Source organism: Aestuariispira ectoiniformans (assembly GCF_025136295.1).
Classification (GTDB): Bacteria; Pseudomonadota; Alphaproteobacteria; order UBA8366; family Aestuariispiraceae; genus Aestuariispira_A; species Aestuariispira_A ectoiniformans.
The window spans coordinates 557869-572948 of record NZ_CP062788.1 but is presented as its reverse complement, the minus strand read 5'-3'; the positions used below and the strand labels follow the sequence as shown (position 1 = coordinate 572948).

Genomic DNA, 15080 nt, shown 5'->3' with positions numbered 1-15080 from the left:
TTTACAGGGCCGCCTCGTCCGTTTCGCCGGTGCGAATACGAACGGTTTGTTCCACATTCAAAACGAAAATCTTGCCGTCGCCGATGCGCCCGGTCTGGCCCGCCTGTTGGATGGCTTCAACCACCTGCGTTGCCTGGTCGGTGCTGACCACGACTTCCAGTTTGACCTTGGGCAGGAAGCTCACGGCGTATTCTGCTCCGCGGTAAATTTCGGTCTGGCCTTTCTGACGGCCGAAGCCCTTGGCTTCCATCACCGTCATGCCGGTGACGCCCAACTTGGTGAGGGCTTCGCGCACCTCGTCCAATTTGAAGGGCTTGATCACGGCCACTACCATTTTCATTGGCTCGTCTCCCTGACTGCTCTCACGAAACGGTCTGTGCAAAGACTTTTGATGCATTGCACAAACCCCTTTGCGAATTGTCTTTTCAAGCCCTGTGCCAAGTTTCGAAAAACTTGAAATATAGTAGTTAAAACAGATAATTAAGATATTCTATTCCAGCTCTGCCGAAGGAATATCAGAGTTCTTTGTGCCTAAATAATAATCATTATATATATACTGATTAAAAAATAGGCATTATTGGGATTGTGATTGCTTTGCGGTTGGATATTGGGGTCAGGCCGGTTATCTCTAAGGTGGGGCAAGGCTGGCAATGCTGCGCCAGTGAATACCCCGCGAATACAAAGACCCGCGAATACAAAGATAGGTCAAAGGCCAGATGCAGAAACGATATGACGTATTGATCGCCGGCGGCGGTCTGGTGGGCATGACTTTGGGCTGTGCCCTGGCCAGTGCCGGTCTGGACGTGGCGGTGATCGACCGTGAAAAGGCCGTGACCCAGCTTGCGGGTGAATATGACGGGCGTGCTTCGGCGATTTCCTTTGGCTCCGCGCAGGTCTTCAAGGGCATCGGCCTGTGGTCCTATCTGGAGAAGGATGCGTCGCCTATCTGGGATATCCGCGTGGCGGACGGTCATCCCCTGCGCGGGGTGTCTCCGCTGTTTCTGCATTATGACCATACCGATATCGGTGAGGAGGCCTTCGGCTATATCATTGAGAACCGGATGACCCGTGTGGCGCTTCACAAACTGGCGGAGACCCTGCCCAACCTGACCCTTGTTGCCCCGCATGCGGTGGAGCGTCTCGACCGCCTGCCCGGCTATGCCGAGGCTGTGCTGGACAATGGCGAGACGATCCGCGCGGAACTGGCGGTGGCCTGCGACGGCAAGTTCTCCCCCATCCGCGATGCGGCGGGCATCAAACAGACCGAATGGAAATACGACCAGACGGCCATTGTCTGCACGGTTGCCCATGAACGCGACCATCAGGGCACGGCGGTGGAGTTGTTCCTGCCCGGCGGCCCCTTTGCCATGCTGCCCATGACCGAAGGCCGGTCCAACATCGTCTGGTCGGAAAACAAGGCGCTGGTGCAGGACTATTTGAAACTGGACGACGAGGCCTTTCTGGCGGAACTGTCCACCCGTTTCGGTGACTGGCTGGGTGAGATCAAACTGGTCGGGCCGCGTTTTGCCTATCCCTTGAGTCTGAGCATGGCCTCCACCTATATCGACGACCGCCTGGCCTTGGCGGGCGATGCCGGTCATGCGATCCACCCGATTGCAGGTCAGGGCTATAATATGGGTATCCGCGATGTGGCGGCCCTGGCGGAGGTTCTGGTGGATGCGCGCCGGGTCGGTATGGACCTGGGCTCCCGGATGACGTTGGAGAATTACGAGAAGTGGCGGCGTTTCGACAATGTACTGCTGGCTTCCGTCTGCGACGGGCTGCTGCGTCTCTTTTCCAATGATATCGATGCCTTGCGCACTGTGCGTGACCTGGGGCTTGCCGCAGTGGACAAACTGCCGCCGGTGAAGAAATTCCTCATGCATCATGCCATGGGTGTGGTTGGCGAGTTGCCGCGGCTGGTCCGTGGTGAGGCGCTGTAGTCCGCAGAGATTTTGACCTGACGGGCGGCAGGGCCTAAAAGGCGCGCCGGATCTATTCAGCAAAGGTAAGAGAAAATGACCCAAGGTGTGAGCATTACCCATGTGGCCGCCGCGCTTGAACGTGTGGAAGCGGCACTGGCGGATAATCTGGCTGCAAAGCAGGATCTGGAAAAGATCAAAACCTCGATCCGCAGCCTGGAAACGCTGACCCATGAAAGCACGGCCGCGACCCTGGGGCTGGCGGCGATTGTCGCCTCTCTGGTCCAGAAAATGCCGGTCAGCAACGCGGAAGTCCAGAATATGCTGGACCACCTGACGCCGCCTTCCGATCTTGGACAGCTCAACCGCGAACGCGCAGAAACGCTCTACGGTTCAATCCTGAAGGCGGCAAGTGAAGGCGGCAGCGGGGATAACTAAGTCTCGTTGGGCTTTGTGCCATCGGTTTCTTCGGGGATAAAGTCCAGGAACCAGAGAAACCAAAGCAGATTGGTGAGGACCAACCAGCTATTGTCGGCGCCCTGTAGATAGTCAATGACCAGCGGCAGGCGGTAAAAGCCGATCAATCCGAGGAGACCGAGATACCAGTATTTCCGCATTTTCATCGGGTTAGTCTTTCTATTTTAAGGTTTTGCCTGCAGGGGTATGGCCCTTCTCCGGCTGCCAATCAGGTCCCCTGAAGAGATAGCCGCAGTAGTTGGCGATGCCTTGGGCCGAAATTAGGTCTCGTACCAATTTTGGTAGTTCTGAAAACCAGACTTTGACGGGGTTTACCGTATTGATCGGGGCGGTAAGGCCATAGACGACCGGTTCCTCCTCTGCGGCGTAGCTGCCGAAAAGCCGGTCCCAGATGATCAGGATGCCGCCATAGTTCCGGTCCAGATAGTGCGGGTTGCTGCCATGATGGACGCGATGGTTCGACGGGGTGTTGAGAAAACGCTCCAGGATTCCCAGTTTCCCGATGAAATCGTTATGCAGCCAGGTCTGATAGACCAGCACGATGACCTCCGCCAGGAACACCGCCATGGGGTCATAGCCGATCAGGACCAGCGGCAGGTGGAAGGGCACGGAAATCAACGGGTCCAGATAGCCGAAACGATAGGCCACGGCGATATTCATGATCGGCGCGCTGTGGTGAACCGCATGGCTGGTCCATAGCAGTCGGATGCGATGGCTGCAGCGATGCTCCCAATAATAGGTGAAATCCGCGAGCATGAGGAGGATCGCGAAGCTTGCGATGGTTGTCTCAATCCCGACGGGGGCGATGGCTTGCGTGGTGTAATAGGCAATCACGACCGCATTGAAAGTGAGTATTTCCACCAGGAGATAGGGGATTTGGGTGCTGAGGCTGGCGATTGTGTCCAGGAACCGCAGGCGGCTCATGCGGTGGATAAGGACATCGCGCCCCAGATCGAGCAACAGCAGCGTGCCGAAAACGATCAGGTCAAAGGCGGCGACCCAGTTCAGGGCGGATTCCAGGTTTTCTGGCATGGCAGGTCTTCCCCAAAAGTGCCGAATTAATAAATTGTCATATCTGACAATAAATAAATGAGGTGACTTTTGTAAATTGTCAACTATGATAATTTACTACTTTTGGAGAAGCTATAATTCTCTATGAAGTATCAACCATAACAAACTGTATTTACTGGAAAAGACATGGCCCGTCCCAGCCTGAAAAAAGAACGAACAGAGGAAATTTTGGATGCTTTTGAGCGTTGTGTGGCACGGCTGGGGCTGGAGGCGAGCAGTCTGGAGGCGATCGCCGAAGAAGCCGGGATGAAACGCAGCATCCTACGCCATTTCATCGGCAACCGGGATGCGATCATTGCGGCCATGATCGGCCGGATCACCGATCGTTATCGCCAGGAAACACGATTGCTGCTGGCGGCGCTGCCCAAGACAAACAAGACCGATGCCCTGATCGACATGCTGTTTGCGCAAGACAATGGAGAAAGTGCGGATGAGCGCGCCGTGGCGGAAGCCCTGCTGGGCGCGGCGGGCCGGTATCCGGTGATCCGGGAGTGCTTTTCCGTCTGGATAACGGAGTTCGTCGATGTGATCGCGCGGGTTCTGGCCGAAGACAATCCCCATGCCGGACAAGGCGATTGCTGGACCGTCGCCTATGGTCTTGTGGGGCTTTATTTCACCAATGACGCCATGGTTCCCCTCGCCCTGCCCCAGCGGTTCAGCCATGCCGCCCGCGCCAGCGCACGGCGGCTTGCCGCAACCCTGATCACAGCTTAGTGATTAGGTGTCTAGGTACTGAACTGGGTTTTTCACGTATATTAGACACCGGGCATTCAGGGGGGAGGAACCTGGATGGGAGAGGTTACCGCGATGAAAAACCCGGTGACTGTCGGCGAAAAACTGTTGCACGATGTCGAGGAGGCCAGCGCCCATAAGCTGTTGGTGTCCTGGGACGATTTTTATCAACAGATCGGTGATGAAGGTGCTTATGTGACTGATTTCTATATTGATCGCATGAATACGGTCTTGCGCCCGAAGGGTTTCAAATCCTTCAAGAGCAGCGCCGGGCTGATCGTCAAAAGCATCACGCATTAACGCCGAAACGTAAGGCCAAAACTCTATGACGGTCACATGAAAAACAGCGGGACAAAGCCCGCTGTTCCTCGAATGCTATGCACTCCGGCTGGATTAGACCAGCAGATCGCTTACATATCTGGGTAGCGCGAATGCCGCCACATGCACCGCCGGTGTGTAATAACGGGTTTCGAAATCGGCCTCCTGGAAGCGTTTTTCGATTTCCGCAACCGGCAACAGACGCGCCGTCACATCATCCGTCGCCCAGCCGAAGGCCATCGGGCCGCCCTGATAGGTCGGAACAGTTGCCAGGTAAAAGGCCACATCCTTGTAATGCGGGCCCATCCGCTCCCAGCTATTGGTCACCTCAAAGCCCTGGACGGCCGGAACGCCGTTCTGGGTGACGAGAATGCCGTTTTCCGTCAGGCAGGATTTGCAATCGGCATAGAATTCTTCGGTGAACAGGACCGCGCCCGGACCGATGGGGTCGGTGCTGTCGATGATGATCACGTCGAAACGCTTGTCCGTTTCCTTGACGAATTTGCAGCCATCGGTGATCACCAGGTTGAACCGCGGGTCGTCAAAGGCCCCCGCATTGTGGTTCGGCAGGTATTCCCGGCAGAAATCCACAACGCCGCCGTCGATTTCGACCATGGTCAGTTCTTCGACGGATTTATGCTTCAACACTTCGCGGGCCATGCCGCCATCGCCGCCGCCGACAATCAGCACACGAGACGCCTGCCCATGGGCCAGGATCGGCACATGCGCCATCATCTCGTGATAGATATGCTCGTCGCCTTCGGTGGTCTGGACGATCCCGTCCAGCGCCATGACCCGGCCAAAGCGGGCATTTTCGAAGATAATCAGGTCCTGATGCTCGGTCTTGTCGCGATAAAGCACGCGTTCGACCTTCAGGCGCTGCCCGTAATCACCGTGCAGCACCTCATCAAAGTATTCCGGATTTTCCATTAGCCCATCATGCCCCGTTTATGGTCGCCCAACTGGACCGATTTCGGTCCGAAGGCACGCTTCAGGACCGGGATCGCCTTATGAGGCTTGGCGTCGCCGCACATGAAAATGTCCAGCGCGGCATAACCGCATTCCGGCCAGGTGTGGATGCTGATATGGCTTTCCGCCAGAACAGCCACGCCGGAGACGCCCCCATTCGGGGTGAAGTGATGAAAATGCATATGCAGAAGCGTTGCACCCGCCTCTTCGATGCACTCACGGAAGGTATTCTCGATATGGTCGATTTCGTCCAATCGGGAAGCATCCCACAAATCAATGATCAGGTGATTGCCTGCGTAATGCACGCCGTCCTGTTCAATAAAATGATCCAGACGGTCGTCGCCCTGATCGTTTGTAGGATGAAATTCGATTACGGTTGTATTCTCTTCCGTCTGGTTGGTGCTCGGTTGCTCGCGCCCGGTTGCCGTCCCCAGTTGGATGAGAGACATGTCTTGCGGCATTGTCCCCTCCACCAGTAGATGACCCAGATGTCAATTTGTGAGCGCGGGTGATAAGGCCATTCGATTTTCGACGCAAGGATAAATTTTCAATTTTTTATACCGAACCGGTTTGATGGCTCATTTTTCCCAAGCTGTGGATAACTGGAAAGGCGGAATCCTGCGCTTCTCAAGGATAGCCTTGAGGTTTTTGACGGTAATAAAATTTTTTTGTGACGCACCTCCGTTATCTGGGCCGAACACCCTTCAAGGGCTTCTGTGGTGATCGTTTAATCGAACGTCATCTTGCATGTCGAATTCCGGTGCTTTGGACGGCTGCCCGTCATGCTTGATAAACATCGCCAGGATTGCGCCCGCCAGTAGATAGACACCCATGTCGTGAAAGGCGGTCCAGAGGTAATAGGACAGGTTTTCCACATACCAGACGACGCCCCCCAGACGGCTGAAGAAGACGGCGACCAGACCGATCAGGACGACAATACCCATCCGCTGCCGGTAACGCTGTCCGGGCTTTGTGAAAAGGCACAGCGCGACGCCAAGCCCCAGCGCGGTGATCAGCATATGCAGAAAGCCGCTGATGATGGCGCGTATGGAAAGCGGGTCGATGCCCTCTTTCACGAAAAACAACAACCCCGCAGGGCCCTGTTTTGCCTGTTGGTATAGGGCGAGCGGATCGTCCTGCGGCTGGCCGGGAAAGCGATAGACGCCACTTGCCGCCAGATTTTGGTCCAGGGTCTGCAGGATCGCGCTATCCCCGGAGGGGGATGCCGTGTCGAAGATGGAAGTGGCCAGATCGCCGCCCCAGAAACTGATCGACCAAAGCGACATGGTCAGTGCCGCCAGAAATACGCCGAAGCCCGGTTTGATCCACTGCATGATTGCCTCCCGTCAGTATCGCGCGAGGGCTTATTGTAGCACAACGCGTTTCGCGGGAGGCTGGTCCGGATGACGCAGGTTAGCTGGTTGCGGGCCGGTTGCTGCGGATGATATTGGCGAGGCAGGCGCGGTGCTGGTCCTCGGCCAGGTCCGGTGCGCGGAGGTCGACGTATTTCACTTCGAAAACGTCGTTTTCCTTGCGATACATGAAGATATCGAACACGCAGCCCCGTCCCCGGTATTGCCAGACTTCCGCCGGGCCGTCGCGGCGGATCATGGCGGGCTTGCCGATGATGGCGGTCACGCCGGGCTGGTCCAGCCCCATGAACTGCTGCGGATCGTCATTGACCGGCTCCTGCGGTCTGGCAGGCGCGATTGCGGCCTGCTCCCGCGGTTCGGACTTCTCCATTTTGGCAGTTTGCTGGCTTTGGGGGGCCTGCTGTGGCGGGGTCTTCGGCCTGCCGGATCCGCAGGCCGCCAGTCCAACCGCAATTGCCGCAACGAGGGCGAGGCGCAAGACCGTCATGGATCAGGACTTCGCCAGGTCGCTTACCGGTTCCGCATCCATGAATTCGGCGCGGCGCGGCAGGCGCATGAACAGATGGTCCATCATGGCGGCGGCGATGATCGGCGTCAGGATGTTGACGATGGGGATGGTCATGGCGAAAGCAACCGCGGCCCCCGCCAGCATGATCTGTCCGCGATGGGCACGGCGCAATCTGTGGGCGTTTTTCGGCGACATCCGGCGGAAGGCGACCAGTTCGTAATATTCCCGGCCGATCAGATAGCCGTTGATCAGGTAGTAAAGGACCAGACCCAGTCCGATGACCCAGAAAGTGAGGATGTAAAAGGGCGCGGCGACAATGTTGACCAGCGCCATGACACCGACGAATTTCAACGCGTTCCACAGGCTGTCGACAATGGTGATTTTGCGGGCCTTGCCGAGATGCGGATAGTGTTTGTCCTCAACCGCCTCGCAGACATCGTCCAGAAAGATGCCGACGACCGCGATCATCACGGCGGGGAAGAGGAAATAGGTGGCGATCAGGATCGTTCCACCGAAGAAAACACCGCCGAAAACATCGAAACTGTCGCCCATCCAGGCAAAGAAATCGCCGATGTAGAAGGGCAGTTCGGTCCAGGCCACCTGGCTCAGCAGGCCCCAGAGCACGGCATAAAGCAGGATGAAGGCAACGATCGACCCGATGACACCTTTCCAGAAGACCGCCTGCAGTTTGGGATCCCCCATCTGGCCGAGGGCTTTGGTCAATGCGGAAATCATGGGCCTTCTTCCCCTTTGCTATGCATAATTGAAATTCTATGTAGTCGGGTTTGCAGGGTCTTACAAGGATATGCGGCCTGTCAATGTAATGAAATCGGGCCTTCTTTCCGGCGCAATTCTCCGCTAAACAGGGGGAAACAATCAGGGTGTCCCGGATGGGACGCTCCCAAAGGGACTAGGGTTTATGAGTTTGCTGCGTTCGGTGGCCACCATTGGCGGGTGGACCATGATGAGCCGTGTTCTGGGCTTCATCCGGGATGTGTTGATCGCCAATGTGGTGGGCGCAGGCATGGTGGCCGACGCCTTTTTCATTGCCTTCAAATTCCCGAACCTGTTCCGCCGTCTCTTTGGCGAAGGCGCGATGAATGCGGCTTTCGTGCCGCTCTACGCCGGTCGTCTGGAAACGGATGGCAAACAGGCCGCCCGCGCCTTCGGGGGTGAGGTGGCTGCGGTCCTGACCTTTGGCATGCTGTTGCTCACCGTGGTGTCCCTCGCGGGAATGCCCTGGCTGATGCGGGTGGTGGCCCCCGGCTTTGTGGCGGATACGGAGAAATTCGCCCTGACCGTGGCGCTCGCCCAGATTACCTTTCCCTATCTGCTGTTCATGGTGTTGTGCGCGCAATTCTCAGGAATGCTGAACTCGACCGGTCGATTTGCCGCCGCCGCGGCTGCACCGGTCCTGCTGAATATTGTGATGATTACCGTTCTGGTCCTGGTCAGCAGCGGTATCCTGCAGATGCCCGGCCATGCCATGGCAAGCGGCGTGGCGATTGCGGGTGCCGTGCAATTCCTCTTCCTGGCCTATGCCTGTCACAAGGCGGGTATCATGGTGCGGTTGCCGCGCCCGCGGATGACTGCGGGGGTAAAGCGTCTGCTGATGCTGATGGGGCCGGGTGTCCTGGGGGCCGGGGTCGTGCAGATCAATGTGATGATGGGGGATATCCTGGCGTCCCTGCTGCCCGAGGGCTCCGTCTCCTACCTCTATTATGCGGACCGCGTGAACCAGTTGCCCCTGGGTGTGGTCGGTGTTGCCGTCGGGGTGGCGCTGTTGCCGCTGCTGACCCGCCAGTTGCGCGCCGGTCAGGGGGAACAGGCCCTGCATTCCATGAACCGCGCGCTGGAAATCTCCCTTGTCCTGACCCTGCCTGCGGCGATTGCCCTGATCGCCATGCCCTGGCCGATCATCAATGTCCTGTTTCAGCGCGGCGCTTTCACGGCAGAGACGACGCTTGCCACATCCGGCGCGCTGCAGGCCTTTGCCATCGGCCTGCCCGCCTATGTTCTGATCAAGGCGCTCAGTCCCGGTTTCTTTGCCCGTGAGGATACCAAAACCCCGGTGAAGGTTGCGTCCGTCAATGTGGTGCTGAATATCGCATTGGCCTTCGGGCTGATGCAGGTCCTCGCCCATGTGGGCATCGCGCTGGCGACTGCGATCACCGCCTGGGTTAATGTCTTCGTCCTGGCGGTGATCCTCTATCGGCGCGGCCATTTCCGTCTGGACGCGCGGATGAAACGCGTCCTGCCCCGCCTGATCGTCAGTGCGGTGATCATGGGCGCCCTGCTGGCCTATGCGGCCATGGAACTGCAACCGGTCATGACCGGCATGCTGTTTCCCCTGCGCGCCGCCATTCTGGGTGGACTGGTCGGCGGGGGTGCCATCGTCTATTTCGGTCTGGCCCATGTGACGGGTGCGGCGAAACTGGGCGAATTGAAAGGGCGGTTGAGGCGTCAGCGGGGTTGATATAGCCCACGGGTGCCGATTTGAAGGTCTAGCCGTTCTCGGACAGGATCACACCGGCAAGATACAGCGAGCCGCAGATCAAAAGCCGCGCGGGCTTGTCCTTGGGGATCTGTGACAGGGCGTCTTCGACCGTCTCCATCGCCGTGCAGTCGATGCCCTGCCCTTTGGCGAAGGCTTCGGATTCACCGGCTGTCAGGCTGTTTTCCTCACCCGGAATGGCGATGGACCAGGCCTGCGTGACATGGGGTGCCAAAGGGCGCAGGAAGTCACCGGCCGCCTTGGTATTAAGCATGCCGAATATGATGTAGAGCGGCTTGTCAGACCAGGTCTGTGCCATGTCGGCCAGGGCCTCGCCGGCCGCGGCATTATGGCCGCCGTCCAGCCAGACTTCGGAAGTCTCGCCCATGGCGTCCACGATCGGGCCGGTGGTCAGGCGTTGCAGGCGCGCGGGCCAGGTTGCATTGGCGATCCCGGCCCGGATGTGTTCGTCGGAAATCTCGAACCCCTGGTCGCGCAGTTCCAGCGCCGCGGCGACCGCCGCCCCCGCATTGGGGGTCTGGTGGCGTCCCGGCAGGCCCGGTTTCGGCAGGTCCAGCGTGACCGGCACGCTGGTGAAGCGCAGGCCGTTCTCCGTTTCGGTGATCGACCATTCGGCCCCGGCGCGGGCCAGCGGCGCGTTTACCTCGCGGGCGCGTTCCTCGATCACTTCCATGGCGCTGTCCGGCTGTGGACCGACCACGGAGGGCACATCCGCCTTCTGGATGGCGGCCTTTTCACGGGTGATCGCCTCCAGCGTGTCGCCCAGGAACTGGGTGTGGTCCATCGAAATCGGCGTCAGGATGGTGCAGGCCGGGCTTTCCACCACATTTGTGCTGTCAAGCCGCCCGCCCAGTCCGGTTTCCAGCAACACGATATCGCCCGGCGTATCCGCAAAGGCCTTCATTGCCGCGCAGGTGGTGATTTCAAAGAAGGTGATCGGCTCACCGCCATTGACCTTCTCGCAGTCTTCGAGCAGTGCGCTCAACGCCGCTTCGGAGATCTGTTCCCCCGCCAGACGGATGCGTTCGGCAAAGGTCACCAGATGCGGTGAGGTATAGACATGGACCCGATAACCCGCCTCTTCCAGCATGCAGCGCAGATAGGCAATGGTCGATCCTTTGCCGTTGGTCCCGGCGACATGCACCACGGGTGGCAGCTTGTCCTGCGGACGGCCCAGTTTTTCCAAAAGCTCCAGCGTGCGCCCCAGGGACAGGTCGATCACCTTGGGGTGCAACTGCATCAACCGCGCCAGGATGGCGTCACTGCGGCGGGTCACCATGGTCTGCTACTCAGTCTTCTTTTTTAACCGGACGCGGCTTGGGATCGTCGGGGATCGGCGGGGTGACCACCTCTTCCTCTTCACCTTGTTCCGGTTCCGGAATGTCCAACTGTTCGGCGACGGCTTCCTTGTTCAAGGGTACGACTTCGCCGGATGCCTTCTTGTTCATGATCAGGTCGACGAGCGTGCCCAGCGTCTGTTTCAGCTCGCCGCGCGGCACCACCATATCGACCATGCCATGGTCCAGCAGGTATTCCGCCGTCTGGAAACCTTCCGGCAGGACCTCGCGCACGGTCTGTTCGATCACGCGGCGACCGGCGAAGCCGATCATGCAGCCCGGTTCGGCCAGATGAATGTCGCCCAGCATGGCAAAGCTGGCGGTGACACCCCCGGTGGTCGGGTCGGACAGCAGCACGATATAGGGCAGGCCCGCTTCCTTCAGTTCCTGGATGGCGATGGTGGTGCGCGGCATCTGCATCAGCGACAGGATGCTTTCCTGCATCCGCGCCCCGCCGGAGGCCGGGATGACGATCAGCGGTGCATTCTGGACCACAGCCAGATGGGCGGCGGCGACAATGCCCTCGCCCACGGCGGTGCCCATGGACCCTGCCATGAAGTCAAAGTTGAAGGCCGCAACCACAACATTCTCGCCGGTCAGCTTGCCATGGGCGACAATGATGGCGTCCTGCTCGTCGGTCAGGTGACGGGCTTCCTTCAGGCGGTCCGTGTAACGCTTGCGGTCCCGGAACTTGAGCGGGTCCTGCTGTACCTTCGGCAGCTCGATACGGTTATAGGCACCGTCGTCGAACAGCATTTCCAGGCGATCGTTGACAGGCAGGCGCATGTGATGATTGCAATGGGTGCAGACATGCCAGTTGGCCTTCAGGTCGCGATAGAAAATCATCTGCCCGCAGCCACCGCATTTATGCCACATATCATCGGGGATATCCGGCTTGGAAGCGACCAGCGCCTTGATGCGCGGGCGTACGAAATTGGTGAGCCAGTTCATTGATCTTCTCTTTCCAACAGTTTTCTGTCAGGCGTCAGCCGCGCACACCTTGCGCCAGGTCCGAAACATAGCTTAGGACCGCATCCACAAGGCCGGGCGTCGCCTGGCCGTTTTCATCAAGGTTTTCTTTGATTTTGTCGACAATGGCGGAACCGACAACGGCGGCATCCGCGACATCGGCAACCGCCTTGGCATGGTCCGGCGTCTTGATGCCGAAACCGACCGCGATCGGCAAATCCGTATGGGCGCGCAGGCGGCTCATGGCCTCGTTGATCTGCGCATCCGTTGCGGATTTCGTGCCGGTGATCCCCAGGATCGAAACATAATAGACAAAGCCGGAGGTATATTCGTTCAGAACCACCGGCAGGCGTTCGCCCACTGTCGTCGGTGTGGTCAGGCGAATGAAGTTGACCCCGGCCTTGGCGGAGGGAATGCACAATTCCGCATCCTCTTCCGGCGGCAGGTCGACCACAATCAGGCCGTCCACACCGGCATCGCGGGCTTCCTTCAGGAAGCGTTCGACGCCATAGGAATAGATCGGGTTGTAATAGCCCATCAGGATGACCGGCGTATCCTGATTGTCCGCGCGGAACTCGCCCACCATGTCCAGTGTCCTGGCCAGCGTCTGGCCGCCTGCCAGCGCACGAAGACCGGCTGCCTGGATCGCGGGGCCGTCGGCCATCGGATCGGTGAAGGGCATGCCGATTTCAATCAGGTCGGCACCCGCCTTCGGCAGGCCTTTCAGGATTTCCAGGCCGGTGTCGTAGTTGGGGTCACCGGCGGTGATGAAGGTCACGAGACCGCTACGACCTTCCTTTTTCAGGGCGTCGAAACGGGCTTTGATACGGCCGCTGTCGGGCGCGAAGGATTGTGCGGTCATAGTTCCACCCCCAGATGTGCGGCAACCGTTGAGACGTCCTTGTCACCACGACCCGACAGGCAGGCGACGATGATGTCGTCTTTTTTCATGCTCGGCGCCAGCTTGGCGACATAGGCCAGTGCATGGCTGGATTCCAGGGCCGGAATAATGCCCTCTTTCTTGGAGCAAAGCTGGAAGGCTTCCAGGGCCTCTGCGTCGGTGGCGGAGACATATTCCGCCCGCCCGATATCCTTTAGCCACGAATGTTCGGGCCCGATGCCGGGATAGTCGAGACCGGCGGAAATGGAATGGGCCTCGGTGATCTGGCCGTCGTCATCCTGCAGCAGATAGGTGCGGTTTCCGTGCAGCACGCCCGGACGCCCGCCGGTCAGCGAGGCGGCGTGTTCGCCGGTTTCAATGCCGCTGCCAGCGGCCTCTACCCCGATGATGCGTACCGATTTGTCGTCCAGGAAGGGATGGAACAGGCCCATGGCGTTGGACCCGCCGCCAATGCAGGCGGTGACCACATCCGGCAGACGGCCTTCGGCCTCCATGATCTGCGTCTTGGTCTCGTCGCCGATCACGCATTGGAAATCGCGGACCATTTCCGGATAGGGATGCGGGCCTGCGACGGTGCCGATGATGTAGAAAGTGTCTTCCACATTGGCGACCCAGTCGCGCAGGCCTTCGTTCATCGCGTCCTTGAGCGTCATGGACCCAGAGGTGACGGCTTCAACCTCCGCACCCAGCAGCTTCATACGGAAGACGTTGGGGGCCTGGCGTTCCACATCGGTCTTGCCCATGTAGATCTTGCAGGGCAGGTCGAACAGCGCACAGACGGTGGCAACCGCCACGCCGTGCTGTCCTGCGCCGGTTTCGGCAATGATGCGTTTCTTGCCCATGCGCCGCGCCAGCAGGATCTGGCCCAGCACGTTGTTGATCTTGTGGCTGCCGGTGTGGTTCAGCTCTTCACGCTTCAGATAGACTTTCGCGCCGCCAAAATGTTCGGTCAGGCGTTCGGCGAAATAAAGCGGATTGGGGCGACCGGCATATTGCTTCAGATAGCTGCGGAATTCCTGGTCGAAGCCGGGATCGTTCTTGGCGTCGTTATAGGCCTTTTCCACATCCAGGATCAGCGGCATCAGGGTTTCGGCCACAAAGCGGCCGCCGAAGATACCGAAATGACCCCCTTCATCCGGGCCGGTACGATAGCTGTTTACTTGGCTCATCACATTTCCCCTGTCAGGCGCGGAGCAGAGTATTCGTTATTAATGTATAGCGATATACACTACTCGTTCGCGTGTTTAATGCAGGCTGGCGTCCAAGTCCAGACGCCAGCCGCGTCAGATGCTTTTTACCTTTTCGAGGAAGAGCTGGATTTTATGGGGGCTTTTCTGCCCCGGTGCGTCTTCCACGCCGGACGAGGTGTCGACGCAGGGTGCGCCGGTCAGTCTTATGGCAGTAACGACATTGTCCGGGGTGAGGCCGCCTGCCAACATCCAGGGGCGACGCCATCGTTGATTTTCAAGCAGGGTCCAGTCAAAGGCGACCGCATTGCCGCCGGGCAGCTTTGCGTCCTTTGGCGGTTTTGCATCGAACAGAATCCAGTCGGAAACCTCTTCATAGGCCGGGACCTGTTCCAGGTCTTCAGCCTCGCGGATATGAACCGCCTTCATCACGGCCCGTCCGGTGCGCGCCTTGATTGCCGCGACCCGTTCCGGGCTTTCCTTGCCATGCAACTGGATAATGTCGAGGGGAACCGCCTCGAGCACCCGGTCGATCAGACCATCATCCGGGTCCACAAACAGACCGACGGCATTCACGTCCACCGGCAGGCGCGCGGCCAGAATGGCGGCCTCTTCGGTCGTGATGCTGCGCGGGCTGGGCGGGAAAAAGACAAAACCCACATGCGCGGCCCCGGCTTTCACGGCCGCGTCCAACGCATCCGGTGTGGTGATCCCACAGATTTTCGCAGCTGTCGTCATGCGAGCTTCCTACTTGTCAACGCGGCTAAAGTAAGCATCCCGAAGCCCTTCGACAAGTCACTT

Annotated in this window: 18 protein-coding genes; 5 read left to right on the top strand and 13 right to left on the bottom strand. The window is 58.8% G+C overall.

The genetic code is table 11. The features are described 5' to 3' along the window. Position 1: 1 nt before the first annotated feature. Positions 2 to 340 carry a P-II family nitrogen regulator gene (locus IF205_RS02820; protein WP_259781776.1) on the bottom strand — a complete coding sequence of 113 codons (339 nt, stop codon included), beginning with the start codon at positions 338 to 340 and terminating at the stop codon, positions 2 to 4. Positions 341 to 716: 376 nt separating this feature from the next. On the opposite strand from IF205_RS02820, the gene IF205_RS02815 reads away from it, so the two are divergent. Both IF205_RS02815 and IF205_RS02810 read left to right on the top strand, forming a co-directional pair. Further along, positions 717 to 1943, top strand: coding sequence for a UbiH/UbiF/VisC/COQ6 family ubiquinone biosynthesis hydroxylase (locus IF205_RS02815; protein WP_259781775.1), 1227 nt, complete (start codon positions 717 to 719; stop codon positions 1941 to 1943). 75 nt (positions 1944 to 2018) lie between these two features. Further along, positions 2019 to 2360 (top strand): hypothetical protein, encoded by a 342-nt coding sequence (locus IF205_RS02810; RefSeq protein WP_259781774.1) that lies wholly within the window; start codon positions 2019 to 2021, stop codon positions 2358 to 2360. Here IF205_RS02810 and IF205_RS02805 read toward each other — a convergent pair. Together IF205_RS02805 and IF205_RS02800 are read right to left on the bottom strand one after the other, a co-directional pair. Continuing rightward, a complete protein-coding gene (locus IF205_RS02805; RefSeq protein WP_259781773.1) occupies positions 2357 to 2545 on the bottom strand; it encodes a hypothetical protein in 189 nt (62 codons plus the stop codon). The genes IF205_RS02810 and IF205_RS02805 overlap by 4 nt on opposite strands. 13 nt (positions 2546 to 2558) lie before the next feature. Beyond that, positions 2559 to 3431, bottom strand: a complete 873-nt coding sequence (locus IF205_RS02800) for a sterol desaturase family protein (protein WP_259781772.1) — start codon at positions 3429 to 3431, stop codon at positions 2559 to 2561. A gap of 165 nt (positions 3432 to 3596) precedes the next feature. On the opposite strand from IF205_RS02800, the gene IF205_RS02795 reads away from it, so the two are divergent. Together IF205_RS02795 and IF205_RS02790 are read left to right on the top strand one after the other, a co-directional pair. After that, positions 3597 to 4184 (top strand): TetR/AcrR family transcriptional regulator, encoded by a 588-nt coding sequence (locus IF205_RS02795; RefSeq protein WP_259781771.1) that lies wholly within the window; start codon positions 3597 to 3599, stop codon positions 4182 to 4184. 75 nt (positions 4185 to 4259) lie between these two features. Further along, on the top strand, positions 4260 to 4502 hold the full coding sequence (locus tag IF205_RS02790) for a hypothetical protein (protein ID WP_259781770.1): 243 nt from the start codon (positions 4260 to 4262) through the stop codon (positions 4500 to 4502). A gap of 93 nt (positions 4503 to 4595) precedes the next feature. On the opposite strand, the gene speE is transcribed toward IF205_RS02790, so the two are convergent. The 5 genes from speE to IF205_RS02765 form a co-directional block, all read right to left on the bottom strand. Then, positions 4596 to 5450 (bottom strand): polyamine aminopropyltransferase, encoded by an 855-nt coding sequence (gene speE / locus IF205_RS02785; protein ID WP_259781769.1) that lies wholly within the window; start codon positions 5448 to 5450, stop codon positions 4596 to 4598. Then, positions 5450 to 5950, bottom strand: a complete 501-nt coding sequence (gene speD, locus IF205_RS02780; RefSeq protein ID WP_259781768.1) for an adenosylmethionine decarboxylase — start codon at positions 5948 to 5950, stop codon at positions 5450 to 5452. Before speD ends, speE begins: the two co-directional genes overlap by 1 nt. Before the next feature lie 243 nt (positions 5951 to 6193). Continuing rightward, the gene (locus IF205_RS02775; protein ID WP_259781767.1) at positions 6194 to 6823 is read right to left on the bottom strand and encodes a hypothetical protein; all 630 of its coding nucleotides are present in this window, start codon (positions 6821 to 6823) and stop codon (positions 6194 to 6196) included. 79 nt (positions 6824 to 6902) lie between these two features. Continuing rightward, a complete protein-coding gene (locus IF205_RS02770) occupies positions 6903 to 7349 on the bottom strand; it encodes a hypothetical protein (protein WP_259781766.1) in 447 nt (148 codons plus the stop codon). 3 nt (positions 7350 to 7352) lie between these two features. Continuing rightward, on the bottom strand, positions 7353 to 8105 hold the full coding sequence (locus IF205_RS02765) for an EI24 domain-containing protein (RefSeq protein WP_259781765.1): 753 nt from the start codon (positions 8103 to 8105) through the stop codon (positions 7353 to 7355). 184 nt (positions 8106 to 8289) lie between these two features. Here IF205_RS02765 and murJ point away from each other — a divergent pair, with 184 nt between their 5' ends. Continuing rightward, on the top strand, positions 8290 to 9846 hold the full coding sequence (gene murJ / locus IF205_RS02760) for a murein biosynthesis integral membrane protein MurJ (protein WP_259781764.1): 1557 nt from the start codon (positions 8290 to 8292) through the stop codon (positions 9844 to 9846). A gap of 28 nt (positions 9847 to 9874) precedes the next feature. Here murJ and IF205_RS02755 read toward each other — a convergent pair whose 3' ends face one another. The 5 genes from IF205_RS02755 to IF205_RS02735 all read right to left on the bottom strand — a co-directional run bounded on the left by IF205_RS02755 (position 9875) and on the right by IF205_RS02735 (position 15017). Then, on the bottom strand, positions 9875 to 11164 hold the full coding sequence (locus IF205_RS02755; RefSeq protein WP_259781763.1) for a bifunctional folylpolyglutamate synthase/dihydrofolate synthase: 1290 nt from the start codon (positions 11162 to 11164) through the stop codon (positions 9875 to 9877). Between the two features lie 10 nt (positions 11165 to 11174). Continuing rightward, positions 11175 to 12173 carry an acetyl-CoA carboxylase, carboxyltransferase subunit beta gene (gene accD, locus IF205_RS02750; protein ID WP_259781762.1) on the bottom strand — a complete coding sequence of 333 codons (999 nt, stop codon included), beginning with the start codon at positions 12171 to 12173 and terminating at the stop codon, positions 11175 to 11177. A 34-nt stretch (positions 12174 to 12207) separates the two neighbouring features. Next, complete coding sequence (gene trpA, locus IF205_RS02745; RefSeq protein WP_259781761.1) at positions 12208 to 13053, bottom strand: tryptophan synthase subunit alpha; 846 nt, start codon at positions 13051 to 13053, stop codon at positions 12208 to 12210. Next, positions 13050 to 14261: a tryptophan synthase subunit beta gene (gene trpB, locus IF205_RS02740; protein WP_259781760.1), complete on the bottom strand. Its 1212-nt coding sequence runs from the start codon at positions 14259 to 14261 to the stop codon at positions 13050 to 13052. Before trpB ends, trpA begins: the two co-directional genes overlap by 4 nt. Positions 14262 to 14375: 114 nt before the next feature. Continuing rightward, positions 14376 to 15017, bottom strand: a complete 642-nt coding sequence (locus IF205_RS02735) for a phosphoribosylanthranilate isomerase (RefSeq protein WP_259781759.1) — start codon at positions 15015 to 15017, stop codon at positions 14376 to 14378. Between the last annotated feature and the right edge of the window lie 63 nt (positions 15018 to 15080).